This window comes from Moraxella catarrhalis (assembly GCF_001632285.1).
GTDB classification, from domain to species: Bacteria; Pseudomonadota; Gammaproteobacteria; order Pseudomonadales; family Moraxellaceae; genus Moraxella; species Moraxella catarrhalis.
The window spans coordinates 110,905-127,453 of record NZ_LWAH01000013.1 but is presented as its reverse complement, the minus strand read 5'-3'; the positions used below and the strand labels follow the sequence as shown (position 1 = coordinate 127,453).

The 16,549-nt window shown below is 40.9% G+C and carries 16 protein-coding genes and 1 pseudogene; 7 read left to right on the top strand and 10 right to left on the bottom strand.

All coding sequences use genetic code 11. The features are described from left to right. Positions 1–20: 20 nt before the first annotated feature. Positions 21–914 (bottom strand): KPN_02809 family neutral zinc metallopeptidase, encoded by an 894-nt coding sequence (ypfJ, locus tag A4U55_RS03750; protein ID WP_063454026.1) that lies wholly within the window; start codon positions 912–914, stop codon positions 21–23. A 236-nt stretch (positions 915–1,150) separates the two neighbouring features. On the opposite strand from ypfJ, the gene A4U55_RS03745 reads away from it, so the two are divergent. Then, positions 1,151–1,822 (top strand): alpha/beta hydrolase, encoded by a 672-nt coding sequence (locus tag A4U55_RS03745; protein WP_003659375.1) that lies wholly within the window; start codon positions 1,151–1,153, stop codon positions 1,820–1,822. Between the two features lie 84 nt (positions 1,823–1,906). Here A4U55_RS03745 and A4U55_RS03740 read toward each other — a convergent pair whose 3' ends face one another. Then, positions 1,907–2,884 (bottom strand): hypothetical protein, encoded by a 978-nt coding sequence (locus tag A4U55_RS03740; protein WP_003669114.1) that lies wholly within the window; start codon positions 2,882–2,884, stop codon positions 1,907–1,909. A 294-nt stretch (positions 2,885–3,178) separates the two neighbouring features. Between A4U55_RS03740 and A4U55_RS03735 the strand changes: the two genes are divergently transcribed. Continuing rightward, a complete protein-coding gene (locus A4U55_RS03735; protein WP_003662988.1) occupies positions 3,179–4,441 on the top strand; it encodes an NRAMP family divalent metal transporter in 1,263 nt (420 codons plus the stop codon). A gap of 134 nt (positions 4,442–4,575) precedes the next feature. Here A4U55_RS03735 and tnpA read toward each other — a convergent pair whose 3' ends face one another. Then, on the bottom strand, positions 4,576–4,986 hold the full coding sequence (gene tnpA, locus A4U55_RS03730) for an IS200/IS605 family transposase (protein WP_036335205.1): 411 nt from the start codon (positions 4,984–4,986) through the stop codon (positions 4,576–4,578). 47 nt (positions 4,987–5,033) lie between these two features. Between tnpA and A4U55_RS03725 the strand changes: the two are divergent. Beyond that, positions 5,034–6,138, top strand: a pseudogene (locus tag A4U55_RS03725) (RNA-guided endonuclease InsQ/TnpB family protein). 77 nt (positions 6,139–6,215) lie between these two features. On the opposite strand, the gene A4U55_RS03720 reads toward A4U55_RS03725, so the two are convergent. Then, entirely contained in the window at positions 6,216–7,718 is a 1,503-nt protein-coding gene (locus tag A4U55_RS03720) for a mechanosensitive ion channel family protein (RefSeq protein ID WP_063454025.1), read from the bottom strand. A gap of 165 nt (positions 7,719–7,883) precedes the next feature. Beyond that, positions 7,884–8,393: a copper resistance protein NlpE gene (locus A4U55_RS03715; protein ID WP_003673005.1), complete on the bottom strand. Its 510-nt coding sequence runs from the start codon at positions 8,391–8,393 to the stop codon at positions 7,884–7,886. Between the two features lie 312 nt (positions 8,394–8,705). Between A4U55_RS03715 and A4U55_RS03710 the strand changes: the two genes are divergently transcribed. Together A4U55_RS03710 and lolD are read left to right on the top strand one after the other, a co-directional pair. Further along, positions 8,706–9,950: a lipoprotein-releasing ABC transporter permease subunit gene (locus A4U55_RS03710; RefSeq protein ID WP_063454024.1), complete on the top strand. Its 1,245-nt coding sequence runs from the start codon at positions 8,706–8,708 to the stop codon at positions 9,948–9,950. Between the two features lie 8 nt (positions 9,951–9,958). Further along, positions 9,959–10,636: a lipoprotein-releasing ABC transporter ATP-binding protein LolD gene (gene lolD, locus A4U55_RS03705; protein ID WP_003659387.1), complete on the top strand. Its 678-nt coding sequence runs from the start codon at positions 9,959–9,961 to the stop codon at positions 10,634–10,636. Between the two features lie 64 nt (positions 10,637–10,700). On the opposite strand, the gene A4U55_RS03700 is transcribed toward lolD, so the two are convergent. From A4U55_RS03700 to A4U55_RS03685, 3 genes are all read right to left on the bottom strand, one after another. Next, complete coding sequence (locus A4U55_RS03700; RefSeq protein ID WP_003659388.1) at positions 10,701–11,045, bottom strand: DUF3144 domain-containing protein; 345 nt, start codon at positions 11,043–11,045, stop codon at positions 10,701–10,703. A gap of 220 nt (positions 11,046–11,265) precedes the next feature. Further along, a complete protein-coding gene (gene metK, locus A4U55_RS03690) occupies positions 11,266–12,426 on the bottom strand; it encodes a methionine adenosyltransferase (RefSeq protein ID WP_003661486.1) in 1,161 nt (386 codons plus the stop codon). 326 nt (positions 12,427–12,752) lie between these two features. Continuing rightward, the gene (locus tag A4U55_RS03685; protein WP_003656698.1) at positions 12,753–13,415 is read right to left on the bottom strand and encodes a DUF2062 domain-containing protein; all 663 of its coding nucleotides are present in this window, start codon (positions 13,413–13,415) and stop codon (positions 12,753–12,755) included. Between the two features lie 184 nt (positions 13,416–13,599). Between A4U55_RS03685 and orn the strand changes: the two genes are divergently transcribed. Both orn and A4U55_RS03675 read left to right on the top strand, forming a co-directional pair. Next, positions 13,600–14,187 carry an oligoribonuclease gene (gene orn, locus A4U55_RS03680; RefSeq protein ID WP_003656697.1) on the top strand — a complete coding sequence of 196 codons (588 nt, stop codon included), beginning with the start codon at positions 13,600–13,602 and terminating at the stop codon, positions 14,185–14,187. Between the two features lie 341 nt (positions 14,188–14,528). Then, on the top strand, positions 14,529–15,107 hold the full coding sequence (locus tag A4U55_RS03675) for a YceI family protein (RefSeq protein ID WP_003659394.1): 579 nt from the start codon (positions 14,529–14,531) through the stop codon (positions 15,105–15,107). Between the two features lie 100 nt (positions 15,108–15,207). Here the strand turns inward: A4U55_RS03675 and A4U55_RS03670 are convergent, their stop codons facing one another. Then, positions 15,208–16,005, bottom strand: coding sequence for a UDP-2,3-diacylglucosamine diphosphatase (locus A4U55_RS03670; protein ID WP_003656695.1), 798 nt, complete (start codon positions 16,003–16,005; stop codon positions 15,208–15,210). Between the two features lies 1 nt (position 16,006). Beyond that, on the bottom strand, positions 16,007–16,516 hold the full coding sequence (locus A4U55_RS03665) for a peptidylprolyl isomerase (protein ID WP_003666093.1): 510 nt from the start codon (positions 16,514–16,516) through the stop codon (positions 16,007–16,009). Between the last annotated feature and the right edge of the window lie 33 nt (positions 16,517–16,549).

Here is a 16,549-nt window from a genome sequence, read left to right as displayed (position 1 = left end):
GGATAATGTCAGATGAAAGATTAAATTTGGTCTGCAGAAAAGGTATCACATTGATGCACATCACCTGTTTCAAAGCCTTTATAAAACCAGTTTTTACGCTGGGTACTGGTTCCATGAGTGAAGCTATCTGGGACGGCATGGCCATGGGCTTTATGTTGTAGGTAATCATCACCGATTTTTTCGGCAGCATCTAAAGCCTCTTCAATATCACCTTGTTGTAAAAATTGTGTACGCTCATGATTGTGGCGTGCCCATAAACCTGCAAAGCAATCCGCTTGTAATTCTAAGCGTATAGATAAATTATTGGCTACCGTTTGATTGGCTTTTATTTGGGCTTGGCGTACTTGTTGAGAAATACCAAGCAAGGTTTGGACATGATGACCAACCTCGTGGGCGATGACATACGCTTGAGCAAAATCAGCGGCTTGGTCTTGGCGTGTCAGTTCGGTATGGTTTTTTTCGCCTGTAATGCCCATTTGTGTACGCATATCACGAAAAAACTGTGTATCTAGATATACTTTTTGGTCAGCAGGGCAATAAAATGGACCACTGGCTGAAGTGGCTGACCCGCAGGCAGATTGGACAGCACCGCTAAACAAAACCAAACTTGGTGGCTGATAGTGGTGTCCTGATTGGGCAAAAATTGGCGTCCAAACATCTTCAGTATCTGCCAAAATTGTGGCAACAAATGCTTTGGACTCTGCCATATCAGCGGTTTCATGAGTGGGGGCCGTGGTTGCTTGTCCTTGAATTTGTTGAGCAACACCCAAAGTGGTCTCTGGGCTGATACCAAATACCTGCCATAAGATGATGGCGATGATTAAGCCAAAAATACTCACGCCGCCGACTTTTTTGACGCCGCCGCTGCGTCTGTCTTCGATATTGTTGCTTTGTCTTCGTCCACGCCACTGCATAAGTTATCCCAAATCATTGATATTAATTAACCTAACACGCCTCTAAGCCATCTCATCGATGGCTCACTACGCTTGATGGGTTATGCCCATATCATATCACCATCTGGCAAAATCATCAATTTATCACCTAAGAATTTAGCATCAATATGAGCGTTTGGCATCTTTGATTTGATTGCAATTTATTGGTAATCATCGTATGATGAACCAACTTAGTTTATGCAATATGGAACTGATATATGTCAAAATTAACTTCGGTAGTGGTTGAACATAATCCATCTGCTCAGCCCATCACGCATACGGTGATATGGTTGCACGGGCTTGGTGCCAGTGGCCATGATTTTGAACCGATTGTGCCTAATCTTGGTTTGGCAAAAGATACTGCTGTTCGTTTTATTTTTCCCCATGCCCCAAAAATCCCTGTCACCATTAATAACGGCTATGTCATGCCTGCTTGGTATGATATTTTGGAGATGAGTTTAAATCGTAAAGTCGATGTGGCTCAAATCATATCTTCAAGTGCGATGATTGATGAGTTGATTGATGATGAGATTGCCAAAGGTATTGATAGCCAAAATATTATCATTGCAGGATTTTCACAAGGGGGTGCGGTGGCGTATCATAATGTTTTAACCAATTCACGCAAGCTGGGCGGTCTTTTGGCATTGTCAACTTATTTTGCCACATTTGAACACATCCAATCAATCGCAGTAAATCATCATATTGCTGTTAAGATTGACCATGGGGAATTTGATGACATTGTCCCCAAAACTTTGGGCATACAGGCGATGCACCACTTAAAATCACTTGGCTTAACTCCCATTTATACCACTTATCCCATGGCCCATCAGGTCTGTTTGCCACAAATAACAAGTATTGGCGATTGGCTAAATGCCTTAATTAAAAGCTGATACGATTTAACCGAGCAGATGATAAAAATCCATAACAATACTTATGCAATATAGGTATTGCTATGGGTGATTTTAAGTGAATGGTTACTTTTGATGCGGTTTTTGATTGGCTTCATAGATGGCGGCTTGTAGCCAAATATTCGCTTGAATATAATCATGCACCTGAATGGCGTCTGTTTGCTCAGTGCTGACAGCTGCAATACGCACCACAAACGGGTCGGCATCAGGTTCACGCAAAATGACCACATCAAATAAAGTCATCGGTTTGCCAAAAAATTCTGTGCTTGATTTGCCCAAAACCTGCCCTTGACACCAAGCTTCATCTTCTTGACCAAAGGTTTCACCGTATAAATAAGCACACATATGCCCCAAATTAATCTCAACAGGTGCAAACGGCTTACCAGATTCATGGTCTGTTGGTTGCCATTGACGGATTTTTTCATCAATATCATCAGGGATTTGACCGCCATTTTTTGCGACAATATCATTAAAAGCGCGGTGGTGGCGAATGGCTTCTTGGTCTTCAATGACAATCGTTTCTTCTTGGTTGCTTGGCTTGATATGATACGCCAATGCACTAAAATTAACAAAGTATTTTTTGGGTGTACGATACTCTGTGCGATTGACGGCATACAGTTGGTCAAATGCATAAATGACCGCACCATCAGGCGTTTTTAGGCACAAAATGGCATCTGATGTGGTATCACAGCGAATGATACGCTCAATTTGGCAAGTTAAACCATAGGGGCTATTAACCGCAGGAAAAGCATTAATAAAAGCTTGGGGAGAACCGTTTTTGATGGTTAAGATTTGTTTGATATGACAAGGTTCATTCATACCCAAAAGTAGTTTGGCATTATTGGTACTATTTTGTGGGCAAAGTCCTTTGGGTAAGGTTGCTTTATCTAACATTGCCTGTAACCAATTTGGCACATCTTGGGTAATGTCATTGGTCAAAATTGCCCAATGGTCGCCATGGCTGGCATTTTCATCATGGGGTAAATCAACTTTGGTGGGGGAGGTTTCGTGCGTATAATTATAACGAATGGTCTGATTGTTCATAATCACTACTCATAGATAACTGTTTATCTACATGGGGATTGGTTAAAAAATCTCAAGCGCTTGGCAGGTATTAAGGACAGATACACACTAAAATTTTTTCAAGATTGATGAAATAATATTCATTAGTCAATACAGTAATTTGATGGTAAAGTATGCTAATAAAAGTACAAAGTGCAGCAACATGGTATTAATAAATGAAATCATTTAATACCACAAAGATATCATTCATTATTGGCAACACTAAAATTTATCTTTAACCATGGTATCAAACCACAGTTATCGTCAGGAACACTCATGACCACTCAAATAAAAAGCCATTATCTTGGTAGGATTAGTAAGATTAATTGGAAGGCCTTTGGCCCTGGAATTTTGATGGCATCGGCTGCCATTGGTGCATCGCATTTGGTGTCATCAACACAAGCGGGGGCATTATTCGGCTGGCAACTTGCCATTGTCATTATTTTGGCCAATGTGCTGAAGTATCCTTTTTTTCGTTTTGGCATCGATTATGTGTATGACACAGGCGACAGTCTGATTGCAGGTTATGCCAAAAAATCCAAAGTCTATCTTTGGGTGTATTTTATTTTATCAGTCATCTCCTCCATCATCACTTTGGCGGCGGTTGGGCTCATGTCAGCGGTGATTTTAACCTTTATGTTTCCAAGTTTGGGTCTAACGCCTTTAACAGCGTCGGTCATTGTGCTGGCGATTTCTTGGGTGTTGTTGATTGCTGGGCGTTACAATGTGTTAGATGGCATAACCAAAATCATCATTTTGGCGTTGGCGATAACCACGGTTGCAGCGGTGTTTATCGCAGCAGGCAAACCCACCGTCATGGCGGTGGATTTTGTTGAGCCTAGCCCTTGGAATCTGGCAAGTTTGAGCTTTATTGTGGTGGTGGTCGGCTGGATGCCTGCGCCGCTTGAATTTTCTGTGATTACTTCTATGTGGACGGCTAAAAAAATCCAAACTGACCACACCACTCACGAACAAGGACGATTGGATTTTAATGTGGGTTTCGCCACATCAACCATCTTAGCGGTGCTTTTTTTGGCATTGGGTGTGTATGTTCAGTACGGTTCAGGGCAAGAGATTCAAACCGCTGGCAGTGCTTATGTTGGGCAATTGATTGACATGTACACTGCCACCATTGGTGAATGGTCACGGTTGTTGGTGGCATTTATTGCGTTTATGTGTATGTTTAGTACCACCCTCACCTCAGGTGACGGTTATGGGCGTGCCAATGCTGAATGCTGGCGATTGATAAAGGGTGAGCATGAAATCAGCCGTGGTCAGTTGATATTTTGGATATCGTGGGCGGTGTTTGGTGGGTTTATTATCATTGCTTTTTTTGAAGGTCAGCTTAGTAATATGCTCAAATTTGCCATGAGTTCTGCGTTTGTGTCTGCACCTGTTTTTGCGTGGCTAAACTACTCTTTGGTACGCTCAGAACAAAAGCTGTCATCCGGCATTCAAGCGTTGTCAATCATCGGTTTGATGTTTTTGCTTGGATTTGCTTTGTTATATGTTGCCAATACCATGGGCGTTTTTGGCTAGCAAGCAAATAAACTAAAAATTCAAAAAGGGCTGAAACCATCAGCCCTTTTTTATCCTCCGTTGCCGTAAACCTGCGACTTTGGGCGGTGGATATAAGGCAACTTAAATAGTTATGCTTACGCATCGACCGCTGTTTAGTGTGGCGTATTTTGCTGTTCGATATACTGGCGGATAATCTCAATTGGAGCACCACCACAACTACCTGCAAAATAGCTAGGCGACCACAACGCACCACCCCGTAACTGCTTAGAAATAGATGGATACTGCTTTTTGCGAATAAGCCGACTAGACACGCCTTTCAAACTATTAACTAAACTTGAAATAGCCACCCTAGGCGGATAAACCACCAATAAATGCACATGGTCGCATTCACCGTCAAACTCCACCAATTGAGCTTCAAACTTTGAGCAGACTTCCTCAAAAATGCCTTGCATATCGTCTAGAATCTCTTTGGTAAACACTTTTCTACGATATTTAGCCACAAAGACCAAATGTACATGCAGATTGTAAACAACGTGCCTACCACATCTTAAATCATTTGACATACAATTAGACAACTGTAAAATAGAAAAATCCAATCATACTCAAACCCATGAAAACACTCAAGCTACGCATCAAAGACAAACACACAAACCAACTAAACCGCCTAAGCGGTTCGGTCAATTTCGTGTGGAATTATGTCAATGACTTGGGTTACAAGTACCTACAAAAGACTGGTAAATTCTTTAGTGCTTACGACCTAAACGAATATACCAAAGGCAGCGGTGAGTTATTGGGCTTACACTCTCAAACCATTCAAGCCATCAACGAAACCCATGCCAAAAGCCGAAAGCAATTTAAAAAAGCCAAACTCAACTGGCGAACCAACCGACCCAATGCCAAACACAAGAGCCTAGGCTGGATACCCTTTAAAAAGTCTGCTATTAAGTATCTAAGCACAAGACAAACAGGCAAAAAAGCACTTAAATCAACCTACAGCTATCGCTCTCTAAGGGTCAAAAGCTCATCATAGATGTCTTTGATGGCTACAACCTAAGTCTATATCAAATCAACACGCTTGAGATAGTACAAGACAGCCGTAACCGTTGGTATGCCTGCATCACCGTCAAAGAATACCCTAAAACACAATGCGGTACGGGTAGTGTTGGCATAGACTTAGGTTTAAAAGACAGTGCGACCACTTCAAAAGGTGGCAAACTCACCATCAAACAAACCCTAAAATATGCCAAAGAGTTAGCCATTGCTCAGCGTGCAGGTAAAAAGAAGCATGTACGGGCAATCCACGCCAAAATCAAAAATACACGCCAAGACTTAATCCACAAATTCACCACCCAATTAGTCAAAGACAATGCCCTAATCGTGGTTGGTGATGTTAAATCACGCTCATTCACGAACAAGAAAAGCAAACTGGCACAATCAACCTATGATGCAGGATGGTTTGAACTCAAACGACAACTGGAATACAAATGCAAGCATGCAGGTTGTCGTTTTGAAATCGTCAATGAGAAATACACTACCCAAACTTGCTCGTGTTGCCGTCAAATTGACAGCAACAGTCCGAAAGGTAGAGCAGGTTTGCGAATAAGAGAATGGACTTGTGCAAAGTGTGGCACACGGCATGATTCAGATTTAACGCCAGTTGGAACATTCTTGCGGTCGGGCTTGACCGTCTTGTAGAAGGAATCCCCTCACTTTAGGGAGGGGAGGAAGTCAAGATGACCAATCATTGATATCAGATCAGCAATAACACCAATAAACTTGAAACAATGAACGCTTATTCTTGTGGGCTATTATTACTCAATAGATCTTTTTCGCCTGAACGATTGCGAATTTCAGCCTCAACTCTGTGCCATATTTCTGGATCGGGTGCGGTATCTAAAATATCATTCATGCAATTTTCATTGAGTATTTTTTCGGCACGCACCTTGGCAATTTGTTTTTGGCGTTCGGTGTCACCGATTGGGGCGGTGTCATCGATAGAAATATCAGGCGTCGTTTTGGGCGATGGGGCGGTTGGGACAAGATGAGTTGCAAGATTGATAACCGCATCTTCTAATGCTTGATCAAAGTTTAGCATATAAATTGGTTCAGGTAAGCTAAAGCCTTGATTTTCAAGAGCATGCTTGGTTTCACGAATGGCGATACTGCGAGCTTTTGAAAAGTCTGTTTTACTTTGGTCAACCCATACTCTAAACTCAAGAATAATATTTGAGTCGCCCACCTCATTAATAACAGCAACCGCCTTAGGTTCTTTTAGGACAAAATCCAGTGTATAAATGGCATCTAGCCCCACTTTAATCGCTGCTAATGGGTCGTTATTGGCATCCACACCCAGCTCAAAGGTAAAACGCCTTTCAGGATTTTTGGTATAATTCAAAATGGTTGCTTTAAATACCTCTGAGTTTGGTAGTCGTAAATGATTGCCATCTAAGGTCATTAAAATGGTGGCACGGCTGGTCAATCGTACCACAATGCCTTCTTCATCGTTAATGACCACATGGTCTTTTGCCCGAAACGGTTGGCGAATGCTCAGCATCAAAGAAGCGATATAGTTTTCAATGGTATCTTTAACCGCAAAACCCACTGCAATCCCAAGCACCCCAGCACCGCCCAGAAGCGTACCGATGATGGCTTCTGCACCCATCAAGCTCAAGGCTAGTATCAAACCTAGCACAATAAAAATGACTTTAACTGTTTGGGCCAAAAGTTCTGCAATAAAAGGATTTGGCGTAATGTGTTGCCAAAGTTTTTCACGGCGAGACAGCCAGCCGCCAAGCCATGCCACCAAGGCAAATGCCAATAATGCCACCAATAATAAAGGCAATGCTTTTAGTCCTGCTTTTGATTGATTGACCAAATCATTCACAACAGGCGTGACATTATCTTGGATATCCAAAGTACGACTGATGTCATCTTCTACCGTGACAACACCACTGATACGATTGGCTAATTTGACTGCTTGCGTGGCTTTTTTTTCGTTAGCGGTTTCGCCAGATAATTTGACAACACCTTGATTAACGGTAACTTTGACCGATGATAATCCATCTACTTCAGAAAAAATGCCATAAATCCGATCGTAAATTTGGGCATCATCAATCGGTGTGGCTTGACTGGCAATGGGGGTATCATCAGCATTGTTGGCAGGTTTGTTATCATCGGTGGCTGCTGATGGGTTGGTTAATTGGGCAATGACCAGCTCATCAATGGCATAGCTGGGTGATGTGTTGGCAAATGCCAAAAAACTAAGTAAAACAAGTACGGATTTTTTTATCATCATTCATTCGCTATGTTAAGTCGTCATTTTTGGTTTATCTATCTAAAAAGACCGTTTAGTCAATGACGCATTTTTAAAGACAGTAAAATATCAAAATAATAAAACAGTCATTACCTAAAAAAACCTGCCACGCATTGACAGGTTTTTTTATTCATTTGATTGCTTAATTTAAGGATTGACCAAAAGCAGGGTGTGGCTAGGTGTCGGTGTTTCGCCATTTTCTAAATCACGAAATTGAACACTGTCTTTATCCATATAAATCAAATAAGGAGGCGTGTCAGCATGATCATTAGGGTGTAGTAGGACATATTGATTATCCACGCCATTGATGTCATAAGTACCTTGAGTGGTTACTTGACCGTTCGGCTTGCCCAAATAATCCTGCTTCATCATAAATGTGCCATCAGAGTTAAGCGTTAGGTCAGTTTGAACGCCAGAGCAGTCAGCACAAGGCAAAGTACCTGTATAAGTTGATTGTGGTAATACAACACCCACACCATCAACAACAGCAACCTCAGGCTGGTGCGTACCAGTGGTAGCGGTAGCATCAACGACAGCAGCATCAGCTGTGGCGGTAACAGGTTCATTGGGCTGAACAACGGTTTCTTCTTTTTTATTACATGCACTCAATGATAAGCCTGCCAGCATCACTAGCACTAATGATGATTTCATATTCATAATGATAAATTCCTTAAAAATTTGATGATTAATTAAAATTTATATCAAGCCGATAAACTTATATCCAGCATATCAGACCGATAAACTTCATGCCAAATCATCGGTATAAAAAAGCAGATCTATTTAAAGTTAAAAATATAAGTATATACCTTTTCTATATTCTGACATAAAAAAGCTGTTTTAGCAAGAAACTTATCATACAGATACACAAGCGCAACAAAACCAACCTGATGATTCATTTGTTATGCGATGTTTGGTATTTGTCCAAAAAAGTGCTAAACTAGCACGATTGTATCGTTTGGAACACAGCTTATGTTTCGTCCCTTGGCGTTATTTATTGGGCTTAGATATACCAAAGCTAAGCGTAAAAATGGCTTTATTTCCTTTATTTCTTTTATCTCAACCATTGGGCTTACGCTTGGGGTTGCAGTGCTTATCACGGTTTTGTCGGTCATGAATGGCTTTGACCGTGAAATTAAATCACGCATTCTTGGCATGGTGCCTCAAGCTTCAGTTACCTCAACAGAAATTTTGACAAATTGGCAAGAACTTGCCGAAAAAATCAAAATGCAAAATCCAGAAGTGCAAGCAGTTGCCCCTTATATTCAACTACAAGGTATGTTAACCGCTGAAGGTCAGGTGACTGGAATCGTGGTTTCTGGCATTGAGCCTGATTATGAAAAGCAAGTTTCTATCATTGATGAGCATATGACCGCAGGCAATTTGGATGATTTACATATCGGCGAGTTTGGTATTATATTAGGTGAGTCCATTGTCTCTGACATGGGACTTAAGTTGGGGGATAAGGTTACCTTGGTTTTGCCTGAAGCCTCACCCTCAGCAGCAGGCGTTATTCCACGATTTAAGCGGTTTACTTTGGTGGGGATATATCATATCAGCAGCGAAATTGATGGCATGATGGGTTTTGTGCGGATGCGTGATGCTGGCGTGATGCTTCGGTTGCCCGAAGGTGCACAAGGTCTGCGTATGAAGCTAAACGATATTTTTAAAGCGCCTCAAGTGGCAAATAATGCAGCGGGCATTGACTCATTGCCATTATTCCCAAGCGATTGGACAACCACACACGGTAATTTATTTAGTGCCATCCAAATGGAAAAAGCAATGATTGGACTTTTGTTGTTTTTGATTGTGGTTGTTGCGGCATTTAATATCGTCTCAAGTCTTGTTATGCTGGTGACTGATAAAAAATCAGACATCGCCATTTTAAAGACATTTGGTGCATCACCCAAGCTTATTATGCAAGTATTTATGGTACAAGGCATGATTATTGGTGTGATTGGTACAGTTGTTGGTACAGTGCTTGGCGTGGCATTGGCTTTATCAATTAATGATATTTTATTATTTGTGAGCCGTATTTTTGGCGTAAGTTTATTTGATGGCAGTGTGTATGCTGTTGATTTTTTACCCTCTAAGATTGAAATTGTGGATGTGGTATTAATTACAACGGCATCATTTTTATTAAGTTTTTTGATGACAATTTATCCTGCGTTAAGGGCGTCAAAAATTCAGCCTGCACAAACTTTAAGATATGAATAAGGATTAGCATGACGACCATTTTACACGCCAAAAATATCAGCAAAGTGTATGATGAAGGTAAAATTAAAACCACCGTTCTATCAGGTTTGGATTTACAAGTTCAGGCAGGTGAACGCATCGCCATCGTCGGTAGTAGTGGTTCTGGCAAATCAACCTTGCTGCATTTGCTCGGTGGATTGGATACACCAAGCACAGGCGAGGTTTGGCTAAAAGGGCAATGTCTTACCCATCTTAATGAGACTAAGCGTGGAGAGCTGCGTAATCGCTATTTGGGATTTATTTATCAGTTCCATCATTTGCTGGCAGAATTTAATGCCACTGAAAATGTGGCTCTGCCATTGCTGATGCGTCGTGATGTGAGTATCAAGCAGGCAACCGATGAAGCAAATGCACTGCTTCATCGGGTAGGACTTGGGCATCGATTGCATCATCGACCCAGCGAGCTGTCAGGTGGTGAACGCCAGCGGGTAGCCATTGCACGTGCTTTGGTTACGAAGCCTGCCTTAGTCATGGCGGATGAACCTACAGGTAACTTAGATGATGAAAATGCACAGGCAGTTTTTGAGCTACTTAGTGAGCTTCAGGTATCTTTTGGTATGGCATTATTAATGGTAACGCATGATAGGCATTTGGCATCCCAAGCAGATAAAGTCCTTGAGATGAAAAGTGGTCAATGGGCCAATTAAACTGATGTATCATTGATAAAAAGCATAAAAAAGCAGGAGAAAATGCCTGCTTTTTTTGATGGTATCACAAAGATGGATTGGGATTGTTTTTGGCAAGCTGAGTGTATTGGTCAAAGTTTTCGATATACTGTTCTAAGTTTTCAGCGAGCATTTGTTGATATTTTTCGGTATAAAATTTGATAATGTCATCTTTTTCTTTGGCAAGATCACTGCCCTTGACAAAGCCGATGGTTGCCGCTGAGATGGCAAATCTTGCCGCTGCATAATTTAGGCTGGCTGCCACTTGCCCTGCGTGCGATGATGGCGAAAGCTGGCTGTTGGCAAGCGTAATGACGGCATCAGCACGCTCAAAAAATGCATGCATTTGATCTTGAAATTCTGATTCATTAAATTCTTGATTGTCACTCATCTTTTATCCTAAATTAGCAGGGTGAATTGGGCTATTATTGATAAATTGCATAGCAAATAGAGATAAATTGCATCGCAAATAGACAAAATTGCCTTGATATCAAATCCAACCTTAATATCAAGGCTATCCGATTTATTTTGATGATTACTTAAAGATTGGTCATCATCACAGACTTTATTGATGCTGTCTTGTGCCAAATAAAAGGGCGGTATCCAACAATTTAAAGAGCAGAACGCAGCAATTGTGCTTTATCCGTTTTTTCCCAAGTAAAAGCGGTATCTACGCCTTGGCGACCAAAATGACCGTAACTTGCGGTAATTTCATACATTGGCTGTAGTAAATTAAGCATGCCAGTAATGCCATAAGGGCGTAAATCAAAGTGAGTTCGGATAAGCTTGATGATATCAGCGTTGCTAATTTTACCTGTATTAAATGTATTGACCGAAATGGAGGTTGGTTCAGCGACACCGATGGCATAACTGATCTGTACCTCACAACGCTCCGCCAGACCTGCTGCAACAATATTCTTGGCAACATAACGACCCGCATAGGCTGCACTTCTATCAACCTTTGATGGGTCTTTACCGCTAAAAGCACCGCCACCGTGGCGTGCCATACCGCCATAAGTATCTACGATGATTTTACGACCTGTCAGACCTGCATCACCGACAGGTCCACCAATGACAAATTTACCTGTTGGATTGATGTGATATAGTGTGTCTTTGTGTAATAGCTGAGATGGAATGACTTTTTTAATGATTTCTTCCATGACGGCTTCTTGGAGCTGTTTTTGGCTAATATCAGGATTGTGTTGGGTTGATAATACCAGTGCATCTACCGCCAAAGGTTGATGATGTTCATCATAACGCAATGTCACCTGAGCTTTGGCATCGGGGCGTAGCCAAGGCAAAGTGCCATCTTTGCGTAACTGAGCTTGACGCTCCATCAGTCGATGGCTCAGCTGAATTGGAGCTGGCATTAGAACATCGGTTTCATTGGTGGCATAGCCAAACATTAAGCCTTGGTCGCCAGCACCTTGATCTTCAGGACGCTGTCTATCAACACCTTGAGCGATTTCAGGTGACTGTTTGCCAATCATGTTAATCACCGCACAAGTTGAGCCATCAAAGCCCAAATCTGAATGATTGTAGCCGATTTTATTGACTGTATTACGCACAATCGTTTCAACATCAATGTTGGCATGGGTGCTAATCTCACCAGCTAAGACAACAGCACCAGTTTTTACTAAAGTTTCGCAGGCAACTCGTGCATCTTTATCTTGCGTTAAAATGGCATCAAGCAGTGCATCAGAGATTTGGTCTGCCATCTTATCTGGATGACCTTCACTCACAGATTCTGAGGTAAATACTGAGTAGTTCATAAGATTTCACTTCATAAAAAATAAAAATTGTGCAAATTCTGGTGGCTTTTTTAGGCTTGACAGAATAAATACCGTTCACACAAATAAAAATAATCACGGCTTAGTCTGAGACTGTAGAGCGGGCAATGATTATGGACGAATCATTAATACAAGGTATTTGGTAAAAAATTATACGCCAAAATTCTCATAAATACCAATGAAAATTATTCATATTAAAATGAGCGGTAGCACATGCTTTTAAAAATGAATATAAGTAGCTTTGTAGCTTGATTTGTGTCAAATCATGCCATGCCAAAACAGCAAAGCATTACGATGACAGCGTCTATTTAAATGGAGAAATGATCGCTTTTATCGTCTTTTGGGTGGTTGTATCTGGTTTTTAGGTCTTGTTCACGCTGTTTATGACCTTTTTGATGCTTAAATTTGGGGGCGTTGGCGTTATAGCCGTGGCGAGCTTGCCAATCTTTAATAGTGCGATAATTCCAAAAAGCACGAAACGCCAAGCCAAGTACAATACTGGTTGTAATCGCAGATAAAAATAGCCCAATTGCCATGGCTTGCCATGAAAAAATATGACGGTGTGCGGTGAATGGATTGATACCATCGGCAGTCACCCAAAGTGTAAAATCAGTCAAAATTATCCCAATGGCACGAAGTCCAATGATGGGTTCGCCCAAGAGCATTGCGCCCAAAGAATATGCCAGCCAAAAGATAGGAATGGCTGTTAAAGGATTGGTAATCCAAGTCAAGGCAATCGCCATGGGAATATTGGCTCGGGTGAATAGTGCGCCAAGTAATGCCAGCGGCATCTGGCCTGGCAAAGGAAAAAATGCCGCCAGCACGCCAACATAAACAGCACGCCCCAAAGAGCTGCGATTTATCTGCCAAAGTCGAGGGTCTGCCAAAAATGGTGCAAAGACCGCAATCAAACGGTTTTTGCGTAGTTTTTCGGGAGTGGGCAGCCAGGCTTTGAGTTTATTTTTAGGCATGGATGTTGGTTGTAATGCGAATTAAGTCGTGAATTATAACAAATTTTTGGGTATAAAACGATGGTTGTACGGTTATTGTGGGGAAATTTTGGCCAATGATGGCGAGATTGTGATGACTGTGATACAATGCCAAAAGTGAGTTAACAGCCAGTTCAAAAAGAAAATTCAAAAAGAAAATAAGCACATGAACGATAAAATTAAAATTCAGCACCCCAAGCCTTCAGCCAAAGCCAAAAAAGCATTGATTTGGATTGATTTGGAGATGACGGGGCTTGATACCCAACAAGATGACATTATAGAAATTGCAACCATTGTTACTGATGATGAGTTAAATATTCTTGCCGAAGGCCCTGTTTTAGCCATCAAGGTTAGTGATGTGGTTTTAAACCGCATGGATGACTGGAATAAAAACCAGCACGGACAATCAGGGCTAATTGACCGTGTCCGCCGAAGCACTATAACGCTTGCTGATGCTGAAGCACAGACGATTGAATTTTTATCTAAATGGGTGGATGCAGGTATCTCGCCGATGTGCGGTAATTCTATTTGCCAAGACCGCAGATTTTTAGCACGCCAAATGCCAAAGCTTGAGCGATATTTTCACTATCGCAACTTAGATGTTTCAAGTATCAAAGAGCTTTGTTACCGCTGGCGTCCTGATATTGCCACAGGCTACCAAAAAACAGGAACGCATTTGGCACTTGACGATATCCGTGATTCTATTCGAGAGTTGCGCCACTATCAAGCACATTTTTTCAAATTGCTTAATTGATATTAAATAAATATTTTCATATACTTTTTAATTAAAAATTGAGATTTTTTATTAAAAGTTGAGTAAGTCTGACAGTTTAATGTACCAATCAATGAAATATCATTTTTAAAACTTTTAAAAAGTTGTGGCTTTAAGTTTGTTTTTGCGTAACTATTTTAAAATTTGGCAACAATTTTTTCATCAAAGTGGTGCTTATTATTTGAGATGATTTTGGTTAAGATAGTAAGTGAAATTTGCAATTTGCTTTGAGATTATTTTAGATATTATTTAATCAATCATATTAAATTGGTCCATTTAATTATTAGCTCATTTAATTGATTAACAACCATATGGAGTATGTTATGAAAAGATTATCTTTAATTGCATTATTGGCGGTGGCAGGTTTTGCTAACGCAGCGACTTATGAGCTTGATCCTTATCACACCAATGCGCGTTTTAGCATTGACCATTTTGGCACCTCAACCAATGTGGCAGGCTTTTATGAGTTATCAGGTTTGATGCAGTTTGACCGTGCAGCAGGCAAAGGCTCGATTGATATCAGCATCCCAGTTAGTAGCCTAACTGCGTCTTCATCACTATTCACACAACACCTAAAAGGGGCTGATTTGTTCAATATTGAGCAACACCCAACCATGCGTTTTGTGTCAACTAAATTTTATTTCAAAGGGACGGGCAAAAATCGTCAGTTACAATCAGTGTCAGGTAATTTAACTTTGCTTGGTAAAACGCATCCTGTCACTTTAACAGCGACTAAATTTAACTGTTATCAAAGCCCAATGTTAAATACTGAGGTTTGTGGTGGTGATTTTACGACAAAGATTGACCGCACCAAATGGGGCATGAATTATTTGGTAGATATGGGTATGCCTAAAGATGTTCGTATTGATATTCAGGTAGAAGCTGGTAAAAAAGCTCACTAATATCTATCCATACCTATTTTGCTTAGCCTTAATAAAAAGAGCGTATATTATATGACGCTCTTTTTATTAACATGTTGTTTTTATTAACACTGTTAAAAGCTTAACCATACTTAAATTGTGCAAGCTGCAGATCTTCACCAATCATCAATCCAATTTCGGCATGAATGTGACGACCATCATCACGCCAATCGCCCAAAACAATGCGTATTTTGCGACCATGATGATGTACATTTGGGCGATGTGTATGCCCATGCAATAAAATATCGCAATCTGTCATGGCTGCATCAACCGCTGATGGGTTTACATTCATGATCTTTGGCGGTTTATGAGATTTTTGATGGTGTGAGTGATTTTGGATATTATTTGCCAGCTTTTTACGCAGTGCTAAGGGCAATTGATTTAACACCATTCTTGTCATAGGGTGATTGATGATGGCACGATAACGCTGATAGCTCGTATCATCTGTGCATAATGCATCACCATGCTCCAAGCGAATGCGGTGTTTGGTCGTGTTGATGGGATAGGGTTCTTGAATGAGTACGCCCTTAAAAGTATCACAAAGTGTTTGGCGAATCATAAAATCACGATTGCCACGCATGACAAGGATTTGTATATGATTATTTGCCAAGGCATTGAGTGCTGTAATGACAGGGTATAGCCAATGTATGGCTTTTTGGTCGTCTGATAACCGTGTGTAGGTGTCATCACCAAGCCACGCATCCAGCCAGTCCCCCAAAAGATACAATGAATTGAGATTGGGTAAGTTTTTTAGGTCTTCTAGCAGATGAACAAATGCCTTGGTTAGTCTTGGCGTCATTGGCGATAAGTGCAAATCACTAACAAAAACCGCCTGAATATCAGACGGTCTTGTGGTAAAAAAATAATCAGCGTTTAGCATATTATTGATTAATCACTTTGGCACTGTTGATAACGATAGGCTCATTGGGTACATCAGCATGATAGCCAAAACGACCAGTTGGCACGCCTTTGATTTGATTTACCACATCCATGCCATCAATCACTTGACCAAAAACAGTATAACCCCAACCTTGTGGTGTTGGGCTTGAATGGTTTAAAAAGTCATTGTCTTTGACATTAATAAAAAATTGTGCGGTGGCAGAATGTGGGTCGGAAGTTCGTGCCATGGCAATGCTACCGACGGTGTTTTTTAGTCCATTATCTGCTTCATTTTTGATTGGTGTGCCAGTGCGTTTTTCGTTCATTTGTGCATCCATACCACCGCCTTGAATCATAAAGCCATCAATCACACGATGAAAAATTAGACCATCATAATGACCTGACTCCACATAATCCAAAAAATTGGCAACCGTGATGGGTGCTTTTTCGGCATTTAGTTCAATTTTAATTTGACCAAAAGTCGTATCAAATTCTACAACAGGCATATCCATAAAGTATCCTTAAAATATCAATGAATGGGATTA